We start from the raw sequence: 16,322 nt of genomic DNA on the forward strand, positions 1-16,322 counted from the left end.
AGGCAAAAAGCTTCACAATTTGCCGAAATTTGGATTCAGAAATTTTAGAACGGTAAATGTATTTGTTTTTCATCTGCATGATCATGATTTGAACACCATTTTATTTGGTTGTTCTTATCGTGACCCATTTTTAATTTTTGAAAGCAATTACTGGTCCAAAGCGTCTTTGACTTTTCCGAAAAAGCCTTTGTCTTTTTTACCTTTGCCTTTCACGCCGACGGACGGGAGTCCCGACACTTTGGCGTACTGTTCCAAAAGGTCTCTTTGTTCTTTGGTCAGTTTTTTCGGGATTTCCAAGTTGACGGTCACGAATTGGTCGCCTGTCGTCTTACTGTTGACGTGCGGGAAACCTTTGCCTTTCAAACGGAAAGTGCTTCCGGTTTGCGTTCCTTCCGGAACGGTCATGGTGACGTCGCCGCCCATCGTCCGAACGGTAATTTCAGCACCCAAGGACGCTTGAACGAAATCGATGTTGACGTTGGTGTAAACATCGTCGCCTTCACGTTTGAAATACGGGTCCGGATCCACGCGAACCGACACATACAAGTCGCCGGCCGGCGCACCGGCGTCTCCGGCATTGCCTTCGCCCGGATAGCGGATACGCATTCCGTTGTCGGCACCCGGCGGAATCGTGATGGAAATCTTTTTGGTCGTTTTGACTTTGCCTTTGCCGGCGCATTTCGGACAAGGGGATTCGATTTTTTGTCCCGTGCCGCCGCAAGTCGGACAAGCCGATTGCGTCATCATGTTTCCAAACGGCGTGCGCATGGTTTTGGCCACAATACCTGAGCCGCGGCATTCCGGACAGGTTTTCGGGCTGGTGCCCGGTTTGGCGCCGGAGCCGGAACACGTGTCGCAGGTCGCCATTTTTTGAACGTCGATCGAGATTGTTTTCCCCTGATAAGCTTCAGCAAATGACAAACGAACCTCATATGGTAAATCGCTTCCCCGCTGCGGACCGCGGCGTTTGGCGCCGCCGAATCCGGAACCGAAGATGTTTCCGAAAATGTCGCCGAAAATGTCGCCGAAATCGCTGAAGTCGGCGCCTCTGAAAATGTCTTCCTGAGAATAACGGCTGTCGAATCCGGCATGACCGAATTTATCATACGTGGCGCGCTTGTCGGTGTCTGACAAAACGGCGTAAGCTTCCGAAATCTCCTTGAATTTTTCCTCCGCTTCGGGAGAATCGTTCCGGTCCGGGTGGAATTCCATCGCCAGTTTTCGGTATTTCTTTTTAATTTCATCGTCGGACGCATCTTTGGAAACGCCGAGGATTTCATAATAGTCTTTTTTCGTTGTCATAATAATCAGAATGTGAAATGATGAATGATAGAAATGATCAGAAGGATGTTATCCGAAACAGAATGGGGTCTGAATTTGAACCGGAGCTGTGGTCCGAATCTGAAACGGAAATGTGATCTAAATCTGAAATGTAATCTGATGTAATCTGAATCTGAAATATAATCTGAAATGTAATGTAATCTGAAATGAAATGTTATCTGAACCTGAAATAATGAGAAATATAAGACATCCGATAAAAACATTTTTAATAAAAAAAAGGAACAGACATATTCAGCTGAAGCGGCCTTAAAGCCGAGCCGTCATGAATGCTCCTTTTTTTGAATTTGTCCCGTGTATGCAGGTACTGTTTTTTTATGTGGGGTGGTTCGTTTTTCCGTTTTTTGTGGTTTAGTTTTGTGTGTTTCGTTTTTAAGGGTGTTTTTTATGGGTGTGTTTGTTGTTTGTTTTGGGTTGTCTGCTTGTTTGTTTTGGGGTTGTTTGGTTTTCAAATGATGGAAGGTATGAGTGAACGGATTTGACGTTGGATTTTAAATTTGATTTAAATTTTAAATTTTGATTTAAAATCTTTGAAATCCGTTCGCATCAATATAGTATGCCGTTACTGTTTGTCTTCGTATTCGGCGTCCACGACGTTGCCATCTGCTTGACCGGCGCCTTGTTGTTGCTGTTGTTGTTGGGCCTCGGAAGCTTTTCTGTAGATTGCTTCGGAAATCGGGTAAACAGCGTTTTCAAGTTCTTCGGTTTTGCTTTTGATCATGTCGACGTCGCTGCCTTCAAGAGCGGATCTGAGAGCGGCCACAGCGGTTTCGACGGCTTTCTTTTGGTCGTCGGTCACTTCAACAACATCGGAAGCTTGGGTCACGGCTTTTTCAGCGGCGTTGATCAAAGATTCGGCGTTGTTGCGGGTCTCGATTTCTTCTCTCTTCCGCTTGTCTTCATCGGCGTGAAGCTCGGCGTCTTTGACCATGCGGTCGATTTCGTCATCGGAGAGTCCGCCCGGTTTTTGGATGGTGATGGACTGTTTCTTTCCGGTGCCGAGATCTTTGGCGCCGACATGGAGGATACCGTTGGCGTCGATGTCAAACGTCACTTCAACTTGGGGGATGCCGCGGGGTGCCGGCGGAATGCCGTCCAAAATGAATCTTCCGAGCGTTTTGTTGCCGGAAGCCACACTGCGCTCGCCTTGGAGGACGTGGATTTCAACGGATGTTTGGTTGTCGCCGGCGGTTGAGAAGATTTGACTCTTCTTGGTCGGGATGGTGGTGTTTCTCTCGATGAGCGGAGTAGACACGCCGCCGAGGGTTTCGATACCGAGGGTGAGCGGAATCACGTCAAGGAGCAAGACGTCTTTGATTTCGCCGGACAAAACGCCGGCCTGAATGGCGGCGCCGACCGCAACGGCTTCATCGGGGTTGATGTTCTTGTACGGTTTTTTGCCGGTGAATTTTTCGACCAAGTCAACGACGGCCGGCATTCTGGTCGAACCGCCGACAAGAATGACTTTGTCGATTTTGTCCATGGCTAATTTGGAGTCGCTCAAGGCTTGTTTCATGGAAACGAGCGTCTTGTCAAGCAAGTCGGCAGTCATTTTCTCGAATTGGGCGCGGGTGATGTCCACGTCCAAGTGGAGTTGGTCGCCGTCGGGTCCGAGCGCGATGAACGGTAAGTTGATGTTGGTGCTGGTGACGCCGGAAAGTTCGATTTTGGCTTTTTCGGCCGCATCTTTCAAGCGCTGGAGAGCCGCCAAGTCTTTGGACAAGTCGGTGCCGTGGGATTTTTTGAATTCAGCCACGAGGTGGTCGACGATTCTGTTGTCAAAGTCGTCGCCGCCGAGACGGGTGTCGCCGTTGGTGGCCAAAACTTCGAAAACGCCGTCGCCGAGTTCGAGAATCGACACGTCGAACGTGCCGCCGCCCAAGTCGTAAACGAAGATTTTCTGGTCTTTGGAACCTTCTTCTTTGTCAAGGCCGTAAGCCAATGCGGCTGCCGTCGGTTCGTTGATGATACGGAGAACCTCAAGACCGGCGATGGTGCCGGCGTCTTTGGTGGCTTGCCGCTGCGCGTCGTTGAAGTAAGCCGGAACGGTGATGACCGCTTGGGTGATTGTTTCACCGAGGTAAGCTTCAGCGTCGTTTTTCAATTTTTGGAGAATCATGGAGGAGATCTCTTGCGGGGTGTACGGTTTGCCGCCGAGAGTCACACGGTAATTCGCGTCGCCCATATGTCTTTTAATGGATTGGACGGTATTTTGGGAGTTGGAAACTGCTTGTCTTTTAGCGATTTGTCCGACGAGCCGTTCGCCTTTCTTAGAAAAGCCGACGACGGACGGAGTGGTTCTGCCGCCTTCTGCGTTCGGGAGAACGGTCGGTTCGCCGCCTTCCATAATTGCCATACAAGAGTTGGTTGTACCGAGGTCAATACCTAAGATTTTTGCCATATTTATTTCACCTGTATTTGGTTTTAATTTTTGTATTTTGAAATTTATTTTTGAATGAATAAGTCGTTTTTTTAATGAATATTGAATTATTGAATAATTAATAAAATGAATTTGAAACTGAATTTGAAATTGAAACATCAATTAAACCCGAAAATCACGTATTAACGGGCATCCCGTTTTCAATTGCTAAGATCGATTCTGATTTCAGCAATTGGGGTTGGAATTTCGGCGGTTTTCGGGGTTTAATTTGAGGTTCAATTTTTGGAGATTGAAGGGGTTTTTGAAGGGTTTGTATTGTTTGGGTTTTGGTTTGGGTTTTGGCTAATGTTGTTGTTTTTGTTGTTTTGGGGGTTTTATGGGTTGTTTGTTTTGTTGTTTGTTTTGTTTGTTGAATCAACAGATTCGGGTTTTGGAGTGGATTGGGTTGAAGATCAATCATTTTCATTCGGTTGTTGTTTGTTATGTTGTTGCATGATCGATTAGAGACCGGAAACAGTTGCATTATGCAGCCGTTTGCCGGTATAATATGTATCATTTAAACGTTGTTTGCGACTGAGACCACAGACGGACGGATGACTTTCCCGTGAAGGGTGTATCCGGGCGTGAAGACATTGACAATTGTTCCGTCGGGATAGTCGTTTGTGTCGACTTGGATCACGGAATCATGCAGATGCGGATCAAATTCGGTTCCGGGTTCGGCCGGAATTCGGGCAACGCCGTAAGACTCTAAAACGGACATGAATTGCCGGTGCGTGTTTTTTAAACCTTCAAGCAATGATTCGTCATGGGTTTTGCCGTTCTTTTCGGTGGACAGGACAGCGCGTTCAAAGTTGTCGGCCACTTCAATCAGTTCTTTGACGATCGGTTCTAACGCAAACTTCCGGGATTCTTCCATTTGCTTTGCGCTGCGCTTCCGATAGTTTTCAAAATCGGCAGCCATCATAAGATATTTGTTGGTTAAATCATCCACGCGTTGTTTTAAAGCGGCGTTTTCTTCCGCCAACAAAGATTCCGCGTCACTCTGTCCGCTCTTTTTGTCCTTTTTGGACTTGCGGCCTTTTGCGGGATGGGGGACCTGTCCCGTGCCGCCGCATTCGCCGCACATGTCAAGGTCGTCATCCGCTTCCGCCTCAAATTCTTCTTCCGGCGGCGCATCAGAATAACACGTTTCATCTTCTTTTTTGTGTACCATGTTTTTACAGCCTCTTAATCCTTAGAGTTAAACAGAACTCAAAACGTAGTTTTAGTATTTAAATATTTCTATTATTTTTAATTTTTTCAAAAAATAAAACAATCGGATAAAATATTAACTTTAGGTTAGTATCTGATTTTTAATGATATTGTTCGGATAAAATCGAAGATTATGACTAATAATCACAAATTTAAATATAAATTCATAAATAAAAATATATTAAATAAATTTATCGGTTAACTCAGAAAAGAAATGAAGAGAAAGAAGTAAAAAATAGAAAGTGAAATAAAAAAGTGAAACAAAGGATAAGAAAAGTGAAAATAAAAGATAAAAAAGGAAAAACAAAGATAAAAAAAGAAAATAAAGGCAAATAAATCGAAAAATCAAAAAGTATCAAAGCAGATAAAATTCAGGAAAAACAAAAAAGTGAAAAATGCTTTGACACCGTCAAAGCATTCAAGATCAATAATTTTCCGCATATTTCAGCAGCAAAACCGAAATGATTAAACAAACGGCGAAGGCAATAATGAATTTCTCCCAGCCGATGCCGGTGACGTCGCCGTGGTAAGCCATTAAACCAAAGTTGATGAGCGCGATTAAAACGATTGTCAGGAAAAGCGAAAAGACAAATCCGACGGCAAGAGCCGATTTTTTGTTGGCGAGCCGGGAATCGAAAAATTCGTAACCGATCACGAAAAGAACGGCGAAAATCAGCAAAGCGACAGCATACGGAATCGGAATGTCGCGAACGGCCAGCATGCCGTATAAACCATACAAGGTAAAGACCATGAAAAAGGCCATCACCAAAGAGAGAGCGAAAGTCTTCACGTAATTGTTTTTGAAGGAGGGGACATGAAAGGAACTTCTTTGATTGGAACGATTAGAATATCTCTTGGCTGCGATGAGAAACACCACCTTTGAATCGGAAATTGGAAATGAAATAAACGAAATGAATGTGCGTGAAAATGAAAAACATCATATTTAATATAAACTCAAATTGCTTGTGGCAAAGCAAAACGTATACGGAGTTTACATATATAAATATCCTGACAAGTAACTATATTCTCCATATATAAGTAGTTCACGGATATAAAGGACACAGCAGATTCGGAATTTTAAGAACAAACGGAAATAAATAGGAAATTAATTGTGGGATATTTTCAAATTTCAGATTGCACCTACGGGTGACTGTTTTTAGATTGCAGATTGCACCTACAGTTCACTATTTTTAGATTTCAGATTACATCTACTGTTTCCAACAATACACATAATTCCTGATCCGATTTGCACCATTTGTTTTCCAACAATACACATAACCACTTGTTCCAATATGCATCTACTTTCAGCTATCCCAATTCCAATCGTTCACAGTATCCGCTTAAACAGACGCTTTGCGTCTGTTTAAGCGGGATGGTTTGCTTGAGAGAATAAAAAACAAGTCTGAACAAAATGAAAATAATATGAAAAAATAACCACTCAATTGAAATAAGCGAAACAAAACCCGCCCACACATTTTTCAAAAATGCAAAACAAAAATGGACGCCATAACGCGCGCGCCTGCCGCCCGCCAAAAATAGAAAAATAAAAAATAAAAGGCAGAAGAATTATTCCCCTGCCATCAATTTCAGCAAAACAGCCTTTTGGGCGTGCAGCCGGTTTTCCGCTTGGTCGAAAACGACCGAGTGCGGACCTTCGAGCGCGCCGGCGGAAATTTCAAGACCGCGGTGCGCCGGCAGGCAGTGCATCACAATAACGTCCGGCTTTGAAACGGCAATCAATTCTTCATTGATTTGGAAGCCGGCAAAGTCCCGGAGACGCTTTTCTTCTTCAGCTTCGTCGCCCATGGACACCCAAACGTCGGTGTACAAAACGTCCGCGTTTTTGGCCGCTTCCAACGGATTGTCCGTAATCGTTAAAACGCCGCCGAGTTCCTTGGTTTTGATCACATACCGCTCGTCGGGCTCGTATCCTTTCGGACAGGCGACAACGATTTCCATGCCGACGATCGCGCAGGCAAGCATCAGAGAATTACAAACGTTGTTGCCGTCGCCGACCCAAACGAATTTCATATCGGAAATCTTGTTTTTGTATTCCTTAATGGTCAGCAAATCCGCCAAAACCTGGCACGGGTGCTCCTCGTCCGACAGTGCGTTGATGACCGGAATGGAGGCGTTGGCGCCGAGTTTGACCAAGGTGTCGTGCGAATAAACGCGCGCGATGATGCCGTGAAGGTAGCGGGAAAGAACGCGCGCCGTGTCTTCAACAGACTCGCCGCGGCCGATTTGAATGTCGTTTGAATTTAAATAAATCGCGTGGCCGCCCAAATCGTTCATGCCGACCTCAAAAGAAACACGCGTCCGAGTTGACGATTTTTCAAAAATCATGCCCAAACTTTTGTTCCGGAGATGGTCAATAATCTTTCCCTGGCTTCTCTTTTCCTTAATTTCAGCCGCCAGATCCAAAATCTCGCGAATATCTTCCAAAGACAAATCCGCCATTGAAATCAAATCTTTCATAATAAGCCTCCTGTAAATGATAAGTGAGTGTTGTTCATAAAATAATTAAATTAATGAATTGATTTACTGAATCCGTTTACTGAATCGATGATCGTCATTTTACTTCTGCGACCGAATCTCATCCATGTGGTCAATTCTTTTCTGCACCAATTCCGGGGTACCGATATCTCTTCTGAAAAACATCTTGCCGTGAATATTGGTGTCCAAAAGATCCTGAGCAATCTTTTCAGCGTCGGAAATCGTCTTTCCAAAACCGACGACGCCGATGGCGCGGGAGCCGGTGGTGAAAATTTTGCCGTCTTTTTCATAAACGCTGGAATAATAAATGATATACTCGCCTTTCTTTTCGGTGCCGCCATCGATTTTCAATTCCATATCCGCCATCGGTTTGTCCGGATAGCCTTCGGGAACCGCGTATTTGCACACCGTCGCTTTGTCCGAAAAACGCACCTGAATCTTGTCGAGCGTTCCCGAAACGACCGCCTTCATAATTTCCACCATGTCCGATTCCAAAATCGAGAGCACGTTCATGGCTTCCGGGTCGCCGAAGCGGGCGTTGTATTCAATCAATTTCGGACCGTTTTTGGTCAAAATAAACTGACCGTAAAGGATTCCTTTGAATTCTTCGCCGGTTTCTTTGGAGAAACAGTTGACGGTGTCCTGCATAATTTTCTTGGCCGCGTCATATTCTTCCGGCGTCAAAAACGGAAGCAATTTGCCGGCGTTGGTGTACGCGCCCATGCCGCCCGTGTTCGGTCCGATGTCGCCTTCATACGCCCGTTTGTGGTCCTGCGCCGTCGGACAGAAAGCCAAATGCTTGCCGTCGACAAACGCCTGAAGCGTAAATTCTTCGCCGATAAAACGTTCTTCAATGACAACGCTGTCGGATTTTAAAACTTCTTTCGTGTATTCTTTCGCCGCATTCGTGTCGGGAAGCTGGTCGCCCATCACTTTAACGCCTTTTCCGCCCGTTAAGCCGGCGGGTTTCACGGCGACGTCGCCGAGTTCGTCAATAAATGCCGCAGCCGGTTCGTATTCGGAAAAGACGGCGTATTTCGGGTTGCCGTCGATGCCCCATTTTTCAATGAATTTACGGGCCCACGCTTTGTCGGTTTCGATTTTGGCGCAGCTCTTTTTGGGACCGACGGTCGGAACGCCGGCGTTCCAAAGCGCGTCCGAAACACCGGCCGAAAGCGGGGCTTCCGGGCCGACGAACGCCATGTCGATGCCTTTGCTTTTCGCGAATTCGGCAATTTTCGCCGCATCCTTTTCATCCGCAATCAACGTTTCTTCCGCCAGCGCAAAAATACCCGGATTTTTCTTCGACATGACCGAATATAAAAGCGGTTTTTGCGGGCTTCTTTTAACGGCCGCCGCGATCGCATGTTCACGACCGCCGCCGCCGACCAATAAAATTTTCATCGATAATTCCCCATGATTATGAAAAAAGTCCGTTTGGAAAAATTAAATAATCTCATCTTAATGGATAACATTTTAAAAAACTGAGAATTTATAAAATTGTTCCGACGGAGTTCAATATTGATACAAAATAGATTGAGGATGGAATAAATCCGTTTTATCTATTTAAGATTACCGAAGAGATAAATGATAAATAGAAATCCACCGTTGATGTTATTAAAAATCAATGGAAATTGAACAATTATTTTTCAAATAACAGCCGGGAGAAAAACATGCAAATTGCCAGCCGCTTCAGTATTGCGATTCATACGCTTTTGTGCGTCGCTCTTCTCGAAAGCCGGCAAAAAATGACGTCGGAATTTATCTCATCTTGTGTGAACGTCAATCCCGCCGTGATCCGAAAAACGCTCGGCCAGCTCAAAAAAGCCGGCATCGTCGATGTCAAAAGCGGAGAAGGCGGCGCGACGCTGGCCAAACCGCCAAACGAAATCACACTTTTTGACGTTTACCAAGCCGTTGAGGCCGTCGACGACAGTTCTCTTTTTAATGTTCACCGTCAGCCGGATGAAAATTGTCCGCTGGCTTGCCCGAAATGCAATCCCGGATGTCAAATGCCGGAAAATTGCGAAGACGCAAGCGGGTGTTGTTACATTCACACCGTGATTGACGAACAACTTCAAGGAATTCAAAAAACGATGGAAAACTCACTCAAAGAAGCCACCGTTCAATCTTTGATCGATGATTTGAGCCAAAAAGTTAAATAAAAGAAAAATCATTATGTTATGTTGTAACAATAATTGTTACAACCGTGGTTTTAACTTTTTAATGAACGTTTTAACTGTTCTGTTAGAATTAATTGATTAAATTGAATACGATATTGTATTTCATGAGGTGGAACAAATGAAAATGATCGGACTCACAGCCAGCCCGCGCGCGGCCGGCAACACCAACACGCTTGTCACAAAAATGTTAGAAGACGCCGCGTCAAAAGGCGCCGAAACAAAACACTTGGACTTGGCGAAACTCGACATCAAACCCTGCAAAGGCTGCAACTACTGCAAAACCCACGAGGAATGCGTTCAAAAAGACGATTTCGCAAGCGTCATTGCCGAAATCAAATCCGCTGACGGCATCATCATCGGAAGTCCGGTTTATTTCTATGACATTACCGCTCAGGAAAAACTTTTCATTGACCGCCTTTACTCCTGCGTCGACGCTCAATTCAAAAGCAGAATCCCCGCCGGCAAAAAAGTCGCGTTCATTTACTCTCAAAACACGCCCAACCGCGCCGCCTTTGAGTCGAATTTGGCCAAATACGATCAAGTGGCCGGCATGCTCGGATTCCAAAACGTCGGCAAATTCGTTTCCGTCGGCGACGTGAAAGCCAATCCGGCCGAAGTGGAAAGCGCCGTTGCGTTGGAAAGAAAAATGTTCGATACATTGTAATTCCAAACGTGAATGATTTTATACTTTTTTCATATCCAAAACTCTGAGGTTGATTCAGCCGGATACAGTTTTATCCGGCTGAATTGAATACCCGGCATTATATTCTATTTTTAAATTGCAGCCGTCATTTCAATTTTCAGTTCAAATTGCACTGACAGGTGACTGTTTCAAAATTACGATTTGCACCAACGGGTGACTATTTTATAGTTAGAATTTGCACCAACGGGTGACTGTTTTAAAGTTACGATTTGCACCTACCGTTTCCAACAATACAGTTGTATCCTTGCTCCAATATGCACCTGCCATTTCCAACAATACAGTTGCATCCTTGCTCCAATATGCACCTACAGTTACTGAAAATACACATGTTGCTTTGCTCAGTTTTCCGGCTCTGTTTTCCAACAGTATCTTTCCGTCCGGCAACATCCGCTTAAACAGACGCTTTGCGTCTGTTTAAGCGTGAAGATTTACGGACGTTTCCAAAAAGCAACCCCTTGGGTTTTAAAAAACGCAAAAAGAAAATGTGTCGCGATAACGCGCGCGTGCTGCCCGCCAAAAAAGAAAACGAAAATAAAGATAAAAGACAGAAGAAAAAGAGAAATTATTTCAATTTCTCATATTCTTCCCAAAAAGAAGCTTCTAAATCTGTTTTTAATTCAACGCCGTTCTTTTTCAAAGCTTTTTGAACAGCCGCCAACGCCTTGGCGACGTTTTCCGCTTTGGCGTTTTCACCCATGTGACCGATCCGAAATACTTTTCCTTTCAAATAGCCGAAGCAGCCGCCGATGAGTATGTTGTCGTCGTCCAGAATTTGCTGTACCAATTCATCGCCGTCAATGCCGGCCGGCGCATTAATGGCCGTCACCGTGTTGCAGTAACCGCTTTTCAGGTGAAGGGACAAGCCGGCTTTTTGAGCAGCAACCCGCGTCGCCTGCGCCAAATCGGCATGCCGTTTAACAATTCCGGGTTCCGCTTCAACGTTGGACAACGCCACCGAAATCGCATAAATGCTGTTGGATGGTGGTGAATACGGGAACCAAAAGTCCGCATAATAGTTTTTCCAAATCAACAAATTCCCGTAAAAGGATGCGATCGGCGTCTTTCTTTTTTCCATTGCCGACCAGGCGTCCGGACTGACGCTCAAAAATGTGAGTCCCGGCGGCGCCGAAAATCCTTTTTGAGACGCGCCGATACAAATGTCCACCGTCCAGTCGTCAACGAAAATGTCTTCGCCGACCATGGACGAAACCGCGTCGACCACCGTTAAAATGCCGTACGATTTCAGAAGCGGGCAAAGCGCCTTTAAGTCGTTTAAGACGCCGGACGGCGTATCGCAGTGGACGATGGTCGCGAATTTAAAATCGGAATCATTTTCCAAAAAGGCGGCTAAAGCGGCGGCGTCAATTTCCCGGTCGCGCGCGCCGTGGAAAAAAACAGGCTCAGCGCCGTAAAGGTTCACTAAATCGACGAATCCTTCCCCGAAAATGCCGTTTTCAATGATCAGGACGCGGTCGCCGGGTTCCGCCAGCGACACGCAAACGCCATCAAGACCCAGCATGCCCTCGCCGCTCAAAATCAAGACCTGATTTTGAGTGTGCAAGAACCGGGACAAGCGGTCGCAGGTGTCTTTGTAAAAATCAAAAAAATCCGGATCCAAATCCGGATTGGTCATTTCCGCCGAACAAGCCAGCCGAACGTTTTCCCGAACCTGCGTCGGTCCGGGCGTCATCAAAAGCGGAAGCTGTTTTTTTAACATATGAGTGTCCCCCGAATTTTATTTGAGTAATTATTTTATAATTTATGATTAAGTAGTTATGATTTCGAAGATGGACGGGTCGTTACTTTTGTTTTTCCCACTTCAAAAGTTCCAAAACGGAAGACATCGACTTTCCTTTATCGATTTCATCCGAAATCCGCTTTTCCTTTTTCCAAACTTCTTCCGACCGGCGCGCAATTTCGTAAGCCCGCTCCTTCGGAATGACCACAACGCCGCTGTCGTCCGCGACAATGAAATCCCGCGGATTGACAATTTGACCGCCGCAGGTGATTTCGCAATTGATCTCGCCCAACCCTTTCGGATCGCCGGCATTCGGAACCACGTTCGCGGCGAAAACCGGAAGGTCGAAGGTTTTGATTTCGTGCATATCCCGAACCGCGCCGTCGACGACAAGCCCCGCGATGCCGCGATTGACCGCCGTTTTCGTCGCCAACCCGCCCCACATAGCAATATTCCGGTCGCTGTTGAAAATGACCAAAACATCGGTTTTGCCGCACAAATCAATCGCTTCCACCGGTTTGGCCCAGTCCCCGCCCAGCGTCCGAACCGTCACCGCGCGCCCGACGATTTTTCTTCCGGGAAACAAAGTGGAAATGCCGCACATCGCGCCCTTCCGGTGCATGGCGTCGGAAATGTTGGACGACGACACGCGCCAAAAGATCTCGAAAATTTCATCTTCCTGCGATTTTTTACCGGAATCCGGAACAGAACCGGCATTGTCTACGGCTTGGCGAATCTCTTTGGCCGATTGCGTGACGTTATCGGAATGAATGATATAAGACCCGACAATCACAATACCGGCGCCCATGGCAGCGGCGTTTCGCGCCGTTTCCGGCTTCAGACCGCCCGCCACCGCAATTTCCGCGTCAATTTCCTTTGAGATTTGAGCCAGCGTTTCCAGCGGCGATTTTCCGGTCATTTGTTGGTCGATGCCGACGTGAACGTTAATCAAATCAACACCTAACGCCACCAGTTCCTGAGAACGGGCAACAGGATCGTCGACCGAAATCAAATCGACCATCAACCGGACGCCGTATTTTCTGGCCGATTCCAAAGATTCCGAAATAACGGCGTCGTCCGCCCGCCCCAAAATCGCGACAACGTCGGCGCCGGATTTGGCCGCCATCTCCACTTCAACCGCACCGGCGTCCATCGTCTTCATGTCTGCCAGGATCGTTTTTCCGGGAAACGCTTCCCGAAGTTTTCGAACGGCGTTCATGCCTTCGCTTTTAATTAACGGCGTGCCGGCTTCAATCCAATCTGCGCCGCCGAGAACGGCTTCTTGAGCGATCAAAAGCGCGCGGTCCAATTCGACGAGATCCAAAGCCACTTGGATAAGTACCATGATATTCCTTCTGAGTTTGATTTTGAAAAAAATAACCGAAAAGGGTTATTCTCAAAGAATTATGTCATAAAATACAAATTAAATTCAATTAATGAATTCAAATTAAATATAAATTAAATATGAATTAAATACAAAATAAAATAAAAGCAGATGATAAAACTTTTTATAAAAATCGTTTCAATCATTGAAAAATTCATCAAACCGGCGCTGAGTTTTTTTGGGTTTGGACGCTGCCGGATCGCCGTTTGTCTCCGAATTTACCCCCGCCGGAGCGGAAACGGTTTCGCCGGCGTCGACATCAATAATTTTAGCAGATAAACCGACGCTTTGAGGCGATTTCAGCCGTTCCTTTCGCTTCTTCTGATTTTTCAAATCTTCCGGATCAATCGCCATTCCGGTTTCCTTGTAAATTTGCTCCGCAATTTTTGGTCCGACCAACCCGGCCACCGTGACATAATCGGATTTTTTGAGCATGTCTTTTGACTTAAATCCGGCGTTGTAAAGTTTCCGGGCGCGGACGCGGCCGATACCACGGATTTTCAAAAGCGACAACAAGTCCACCGACGCGCCGTATTGAAGCCGAAGTTCCAAATCAGACAATGCGGCTGCTTCCGATTTAAATCCACACAATTGACAGAGGCGGGAAGCCGCGTTGGCCATCCAGCCGGCAGTTTCCGAAAAATTCCGGATGTCGCCTTCGCCGACGTCAAACTCTTTGGAAATATCGTTTTCCGGCGTTTCCGAAATCCAGCGGTAAAGCAAAACGGCAGTCTTGACTTCGCCCATAAACCATTCGTATTCGGCCGGCTTTGTGGTTTCGGGAACCGAAATGAAATGTTCAATGTTGTCGGCAATAAATTCCTGAACCCATTCATAATCGCTCGATCGCATGTAAAGCAATTTCATATCCGGCGTTTGACAAATCAGATGCAAAAAGCCGATCACGGCCGGATCGCCGCCGCCTTCTTTGGATTTGAGAACGCCATCCAAAAGCGTTGTCGCCGACAGCGGGTCAATATACAGTTTTGAAACCAATGACCCCAGCGTCGTCGGTATCAAAACGGCATCCGATCGGCCGTTAAAATTCGTATAAGATTTGCTTATTTTGTCGGCAGTTTGGAACGGAGACGAGGCCGGACCCGAATCAAGCGCTTCCGACACGGCGTCGGCATTCTTTCGTTTCTCTTGACTCATCTCGTTTTCAATCAAAAAGTCAAGACATTTGTCAATCAAGGTGCTGAGCGCAATCGTACTCATCAGTCCCCGCTGATGCGCAAAAAACGTTCCTTTGAAAAATTCCAGCAGCTTTTCCCGCGTATCGGCGAATCCGTTGGCAATCGTTGACAGAACGTGCGTTCGAACCATATTTTCCGCGCCGAGTTTGGACTCAATGTTTTCGGGCGGCGCTTCGATGAAACGTTCCGTCAGCATGTCCACATCGTCTTCTTTGGACGCGATGAGGACGGATTCTCCGTAAGGATCCAAATGCGGACGGCCGGCGCGCCCGGCCATTTGTTTGTATTCCATCACCGGAATCGGCTGCATGCCGCTGTCGGAATCATAACGCCGCCAGCTGCGGATAATAACCCGCCGGGCCGGCAGGTTCAGGCCGGCCGCTAACGTCGGTGTGGAGGAAATCATTTTGATTTTGCCGGCCAAAAAGGACGTTTCCACCGTTTCCCGCTGCTCGGCCGTGAGCCCGGCATGGTGAAAAGCCGTTCCGTGCAGAATGCAGTTGGCCAAAACAACGGCAATATCCGTGTCGCTGCCTTCCGTGATTCCAGCGGCGATTTCCGCCAATTCATCTTTTTCGGACGGCTTGAGCAAAGAGGAAACGACCGGCGCCGCTTTTTTAGCGAAACCGACGGCATTTTTCCGGCTGCTTTCAAAAACCAAACATTGGCCGCTGTCCGAAATGACGTCCGCGACCAGCGAAACAGCCGCTTCGGGAAGTTTACCGATATAGATTTGCTTGATTTCCTTTTCAATACAGCTATCGGGATCTTCCGGAAGATCAATTTTGATTTCAGTTTCGCCTTTGTCAGCATCAACTGATTTTTTTTCGGTTTTAGACGTTTTTGAATTTTTTGAATATTTAGAAGATTTCAGATTATTTTTAGCATTTAAAGACGGCTTTTGAACTTTCGCTTTGTAGACGCCGTCAAAATAAACGCCTTCGTAAAGCTTTGTCGGGCGCCAGCTGCTCACGACGTGGGAGGCGTTCAGCCACTCGGCGACTTCACCGGAGTTTTGAATGGTGGCCGACAGGGCGATGATCTGCATTTCCGGATTGATGCGGCGCAGTTTTGTGATAATAATTTCAAGCGTGGGGCCGCGGTCCGGCGAATCGATCAGATGCACTTCGTCTAAAATCACGACGGAAATATGTTGCAGCCATCGGGTTTCGTTTCGGATGAGCGAGTCCACTTTTTCGGATGTGGCGACAATGATGTCGTTAGATCCTAAATATTCATCCGCCGAGTCCAAATCGCCGGTCGAAATACCGGCGCTGACATCCATTTTTGAAAAGCTTGAAAAACGCCGGAATTTTTCAGAGGCGAGCGCGCGCAGCGGAACAGTGTAAAGTGCCTTACCGCCGTTTTCGATGCTTTTGAGCATCGCCAGTTCCGCAAGCAGCGTTTTTCCGGACGCCGTCGGAATAGAAATCATCACATTTTTGTTGTCCAAAAGACCGGCCAAAACCGCTTGTGATTGAGGCGGATAAAGAGATTGGATGCCGGAATCCAAGTAAAAATTTCTGATCTTTTCGGAAACGGCAAGCTCACTAACCGGAAGATAAAGCTCCTCTTCCTTTGTTGGGTCGTCGGCAGCATTTGCACCATCTGTGTCTGCCTTTTTCTTGCCTTTTTCAGTCATCTGATTCTCCT

At 46.5% G+C, this 16,322-nt stretch carries 12 protein-coding genes and 1 pseudogene; 2 read left to right on the forward strand and 11 right to left on the reverse strand.

Annotated elements, in window-relative coordinates; genetic code table 11:
• The 7 genes and pseudogenes from MsAg5_RS02460 to purD form a co-directional block, all read right to left on the reverse strand.
• Nucleotides 1-79 (reverse strand): annotated as a pseudogene (locus MsAg5_RS02460) (IS1595 family transposase); the annotation flags it as partial.
• A gap of 68 nt (nucleotides 80-147) precedes the next feature.
• Nucleotides 148-1,302, reverse strand: coding sequence for a molecular chaperone DnaJ (gene dnaJ, locus MsAg5_RS02465; protein WP_338099036.1), 1,155 nt, complete (start codon nucleotides 1,300-1,302; stop codon nucleotides 148-150).
• A 598-nt stretch (nucleotides 1,303-1,900) separates the two neighbouring features.
• A complete protein-coding gene (gene dnaK / locus MsAg5_RS02470) occupies nucleotides 1,901-3,739 on the reverse strand; it encodes a molecular chaperone DnaK (protein ID WP_338099038.1) in 1,839 nt (612 codons plus the stop codon).
• 535 nt (nucleotides 3,740-4,274) lie between these two features.
• Nucleotides 4,275-4,931: a nucleotide exchange factor GrpE gene (gene grpE / locus MsAg5_RS02475; protein ID WP_338099039.1), complete on the reverse strand. Its 657-nt coding sequence runs from the start codon at nucleotides 4,929-4,931 to the stop codon at nucleotides 4,275-4,277.
• 462 nt (nucleotides 4,932-5,393) lie between these two features.
• Nucleotides 5,394-5,846, reverse strand: coding sequence for a hypothetical protein (locus tag MsAg5_RS02480; protein WP_338099040.1), 453 nt, complete (start codon nucleotides 5,844-5,846; stop codon nucleotides 5,394-5,396).
• 689 nt (nucleotides 5,847-6,535) lie between these two features.
• On the reverse strand, nucleotides 6,536-7,450 hold the full coding sequence (gene argF / locus MsAg5_RS02485) for an ornithine carbamoyltransferase (protein ID WP_338099106.1): 915 nt from the start codon (nucleotides 7,448-7,450) through the stop codon (nucleotides 6,536-6,538).
• A 96-nt stretch (nucleotides 7,451-7,546) separates the two neighbouring features.
• Nucleotides 7,547-8,869 (reverse strand): phosphoribosylamine--glycine ligase, encoded by a 1,323-nt coding sequence (purD, locus tag MsAg5_RS02490; protein ID WP_338099041.1) that lies wholly within the window; start codon nucleotides 8,867-8,869, stop codon nucleotides 7,547-7,549.
• A gap of 269 nt (nucleotides 8,870-9,138) precedes the next feature.
• Between purD and MsAg5_RS02495 the strand changes: the two genes are divergently transcribed.
• Nucleotides 9,139-9,630 carry an Rrf2 family transcriptional regulator gene (locus MsAg5_RS02495; RefSeq protein WP_338099042.1) on the forward strand — a complete coding sequence of 164 codons (492 nt, stop codon included), beginning with the start codon at nucleotides 9,139-9,141 and terminating at the stop codon, nucleotides 9,628-9,630.
• Between the two features lie 136 nt (nucleotides 9,631-9,766).
• A complete protein-coding gene (locus MsAg5_RS02500; RefSeq protein WP_338099043.1) occupies nucleotides 9,767-10,312 on the forward strand; it encodes a flavodoxin family protein in 546 nt (181 codons plus the stop codon).
• 207 nt (nucleotides 10,313-10,519) lie between these two features.
• On the opposite strand, the gene MsAg5_RS02505 is transcribed toward MsAg5_RS02500, so the two are convergent.
• The 4 genes from MsAg5_RS02505 to MsAg5_RS02520 form a co-directional block, all read right to left on the reverse strand.
• A complete protein-coding gene (locus tag MsAg5_RS02505; RefSeq protein ID WP_338099044.1) occupies nucleotides 10,520-10,714 on the reverse strand; it encodes a hypothetical protein in 195 nt (64 codons plus the stop codon).
• Between the two features lie 199 nt (nucleotides 10,715-10,913).
• Nucleotides 10,914-12,068, reverse strand: a complete 1,155-nt coding sequence (locus MsAg5_RS02510; RefSeq protein WP_338099045.1) for a pyridoxal-phosphate-dependent aminotransferase family protein — start codon at nucleotides 12,066-12,068, stop codon at nucleotides 10,914-10,916.
• Nucleotides 12,069-12,150: 82 nt separating this feature from the next.
• Nucleotides 12,151-13,434 (reverse strand): 3-hexulose-6-phosphate synthase, encoded by a 1,284-nt coding sequence (gene hxlA / locus MsAg5_RS02515; RefSeq protein ID WP_338099046.1) that lies wholly within the window; start codon nucleotides 13,432-13,434, stop codon nucleotides 12,151-12,153.
• Between the two features lie 177 nt (nucleotides 13,435-13,611).
• Entirely contained in the window at nucleotides 13,612-16,311 is a 2,700-nt protein-coding gene (locus MsAg5_RS02520) for a DEAD/DEAH box helicase (RefSeq protein WP_338099047.1), read from the reverse strand.
• Between the last annotated feature and the right edge of the window lie 11 nt (nucleotides 16,312-16,322).

This window comes from Methanolapillus africanus (assembly GCF_032714475.1).
GTDB lineage: Archaea > Halobacteriota > Methanosarcinia > Methanosarcinales > Methanosarcinaceae > Methanolapillus > Methanolapillus africanus.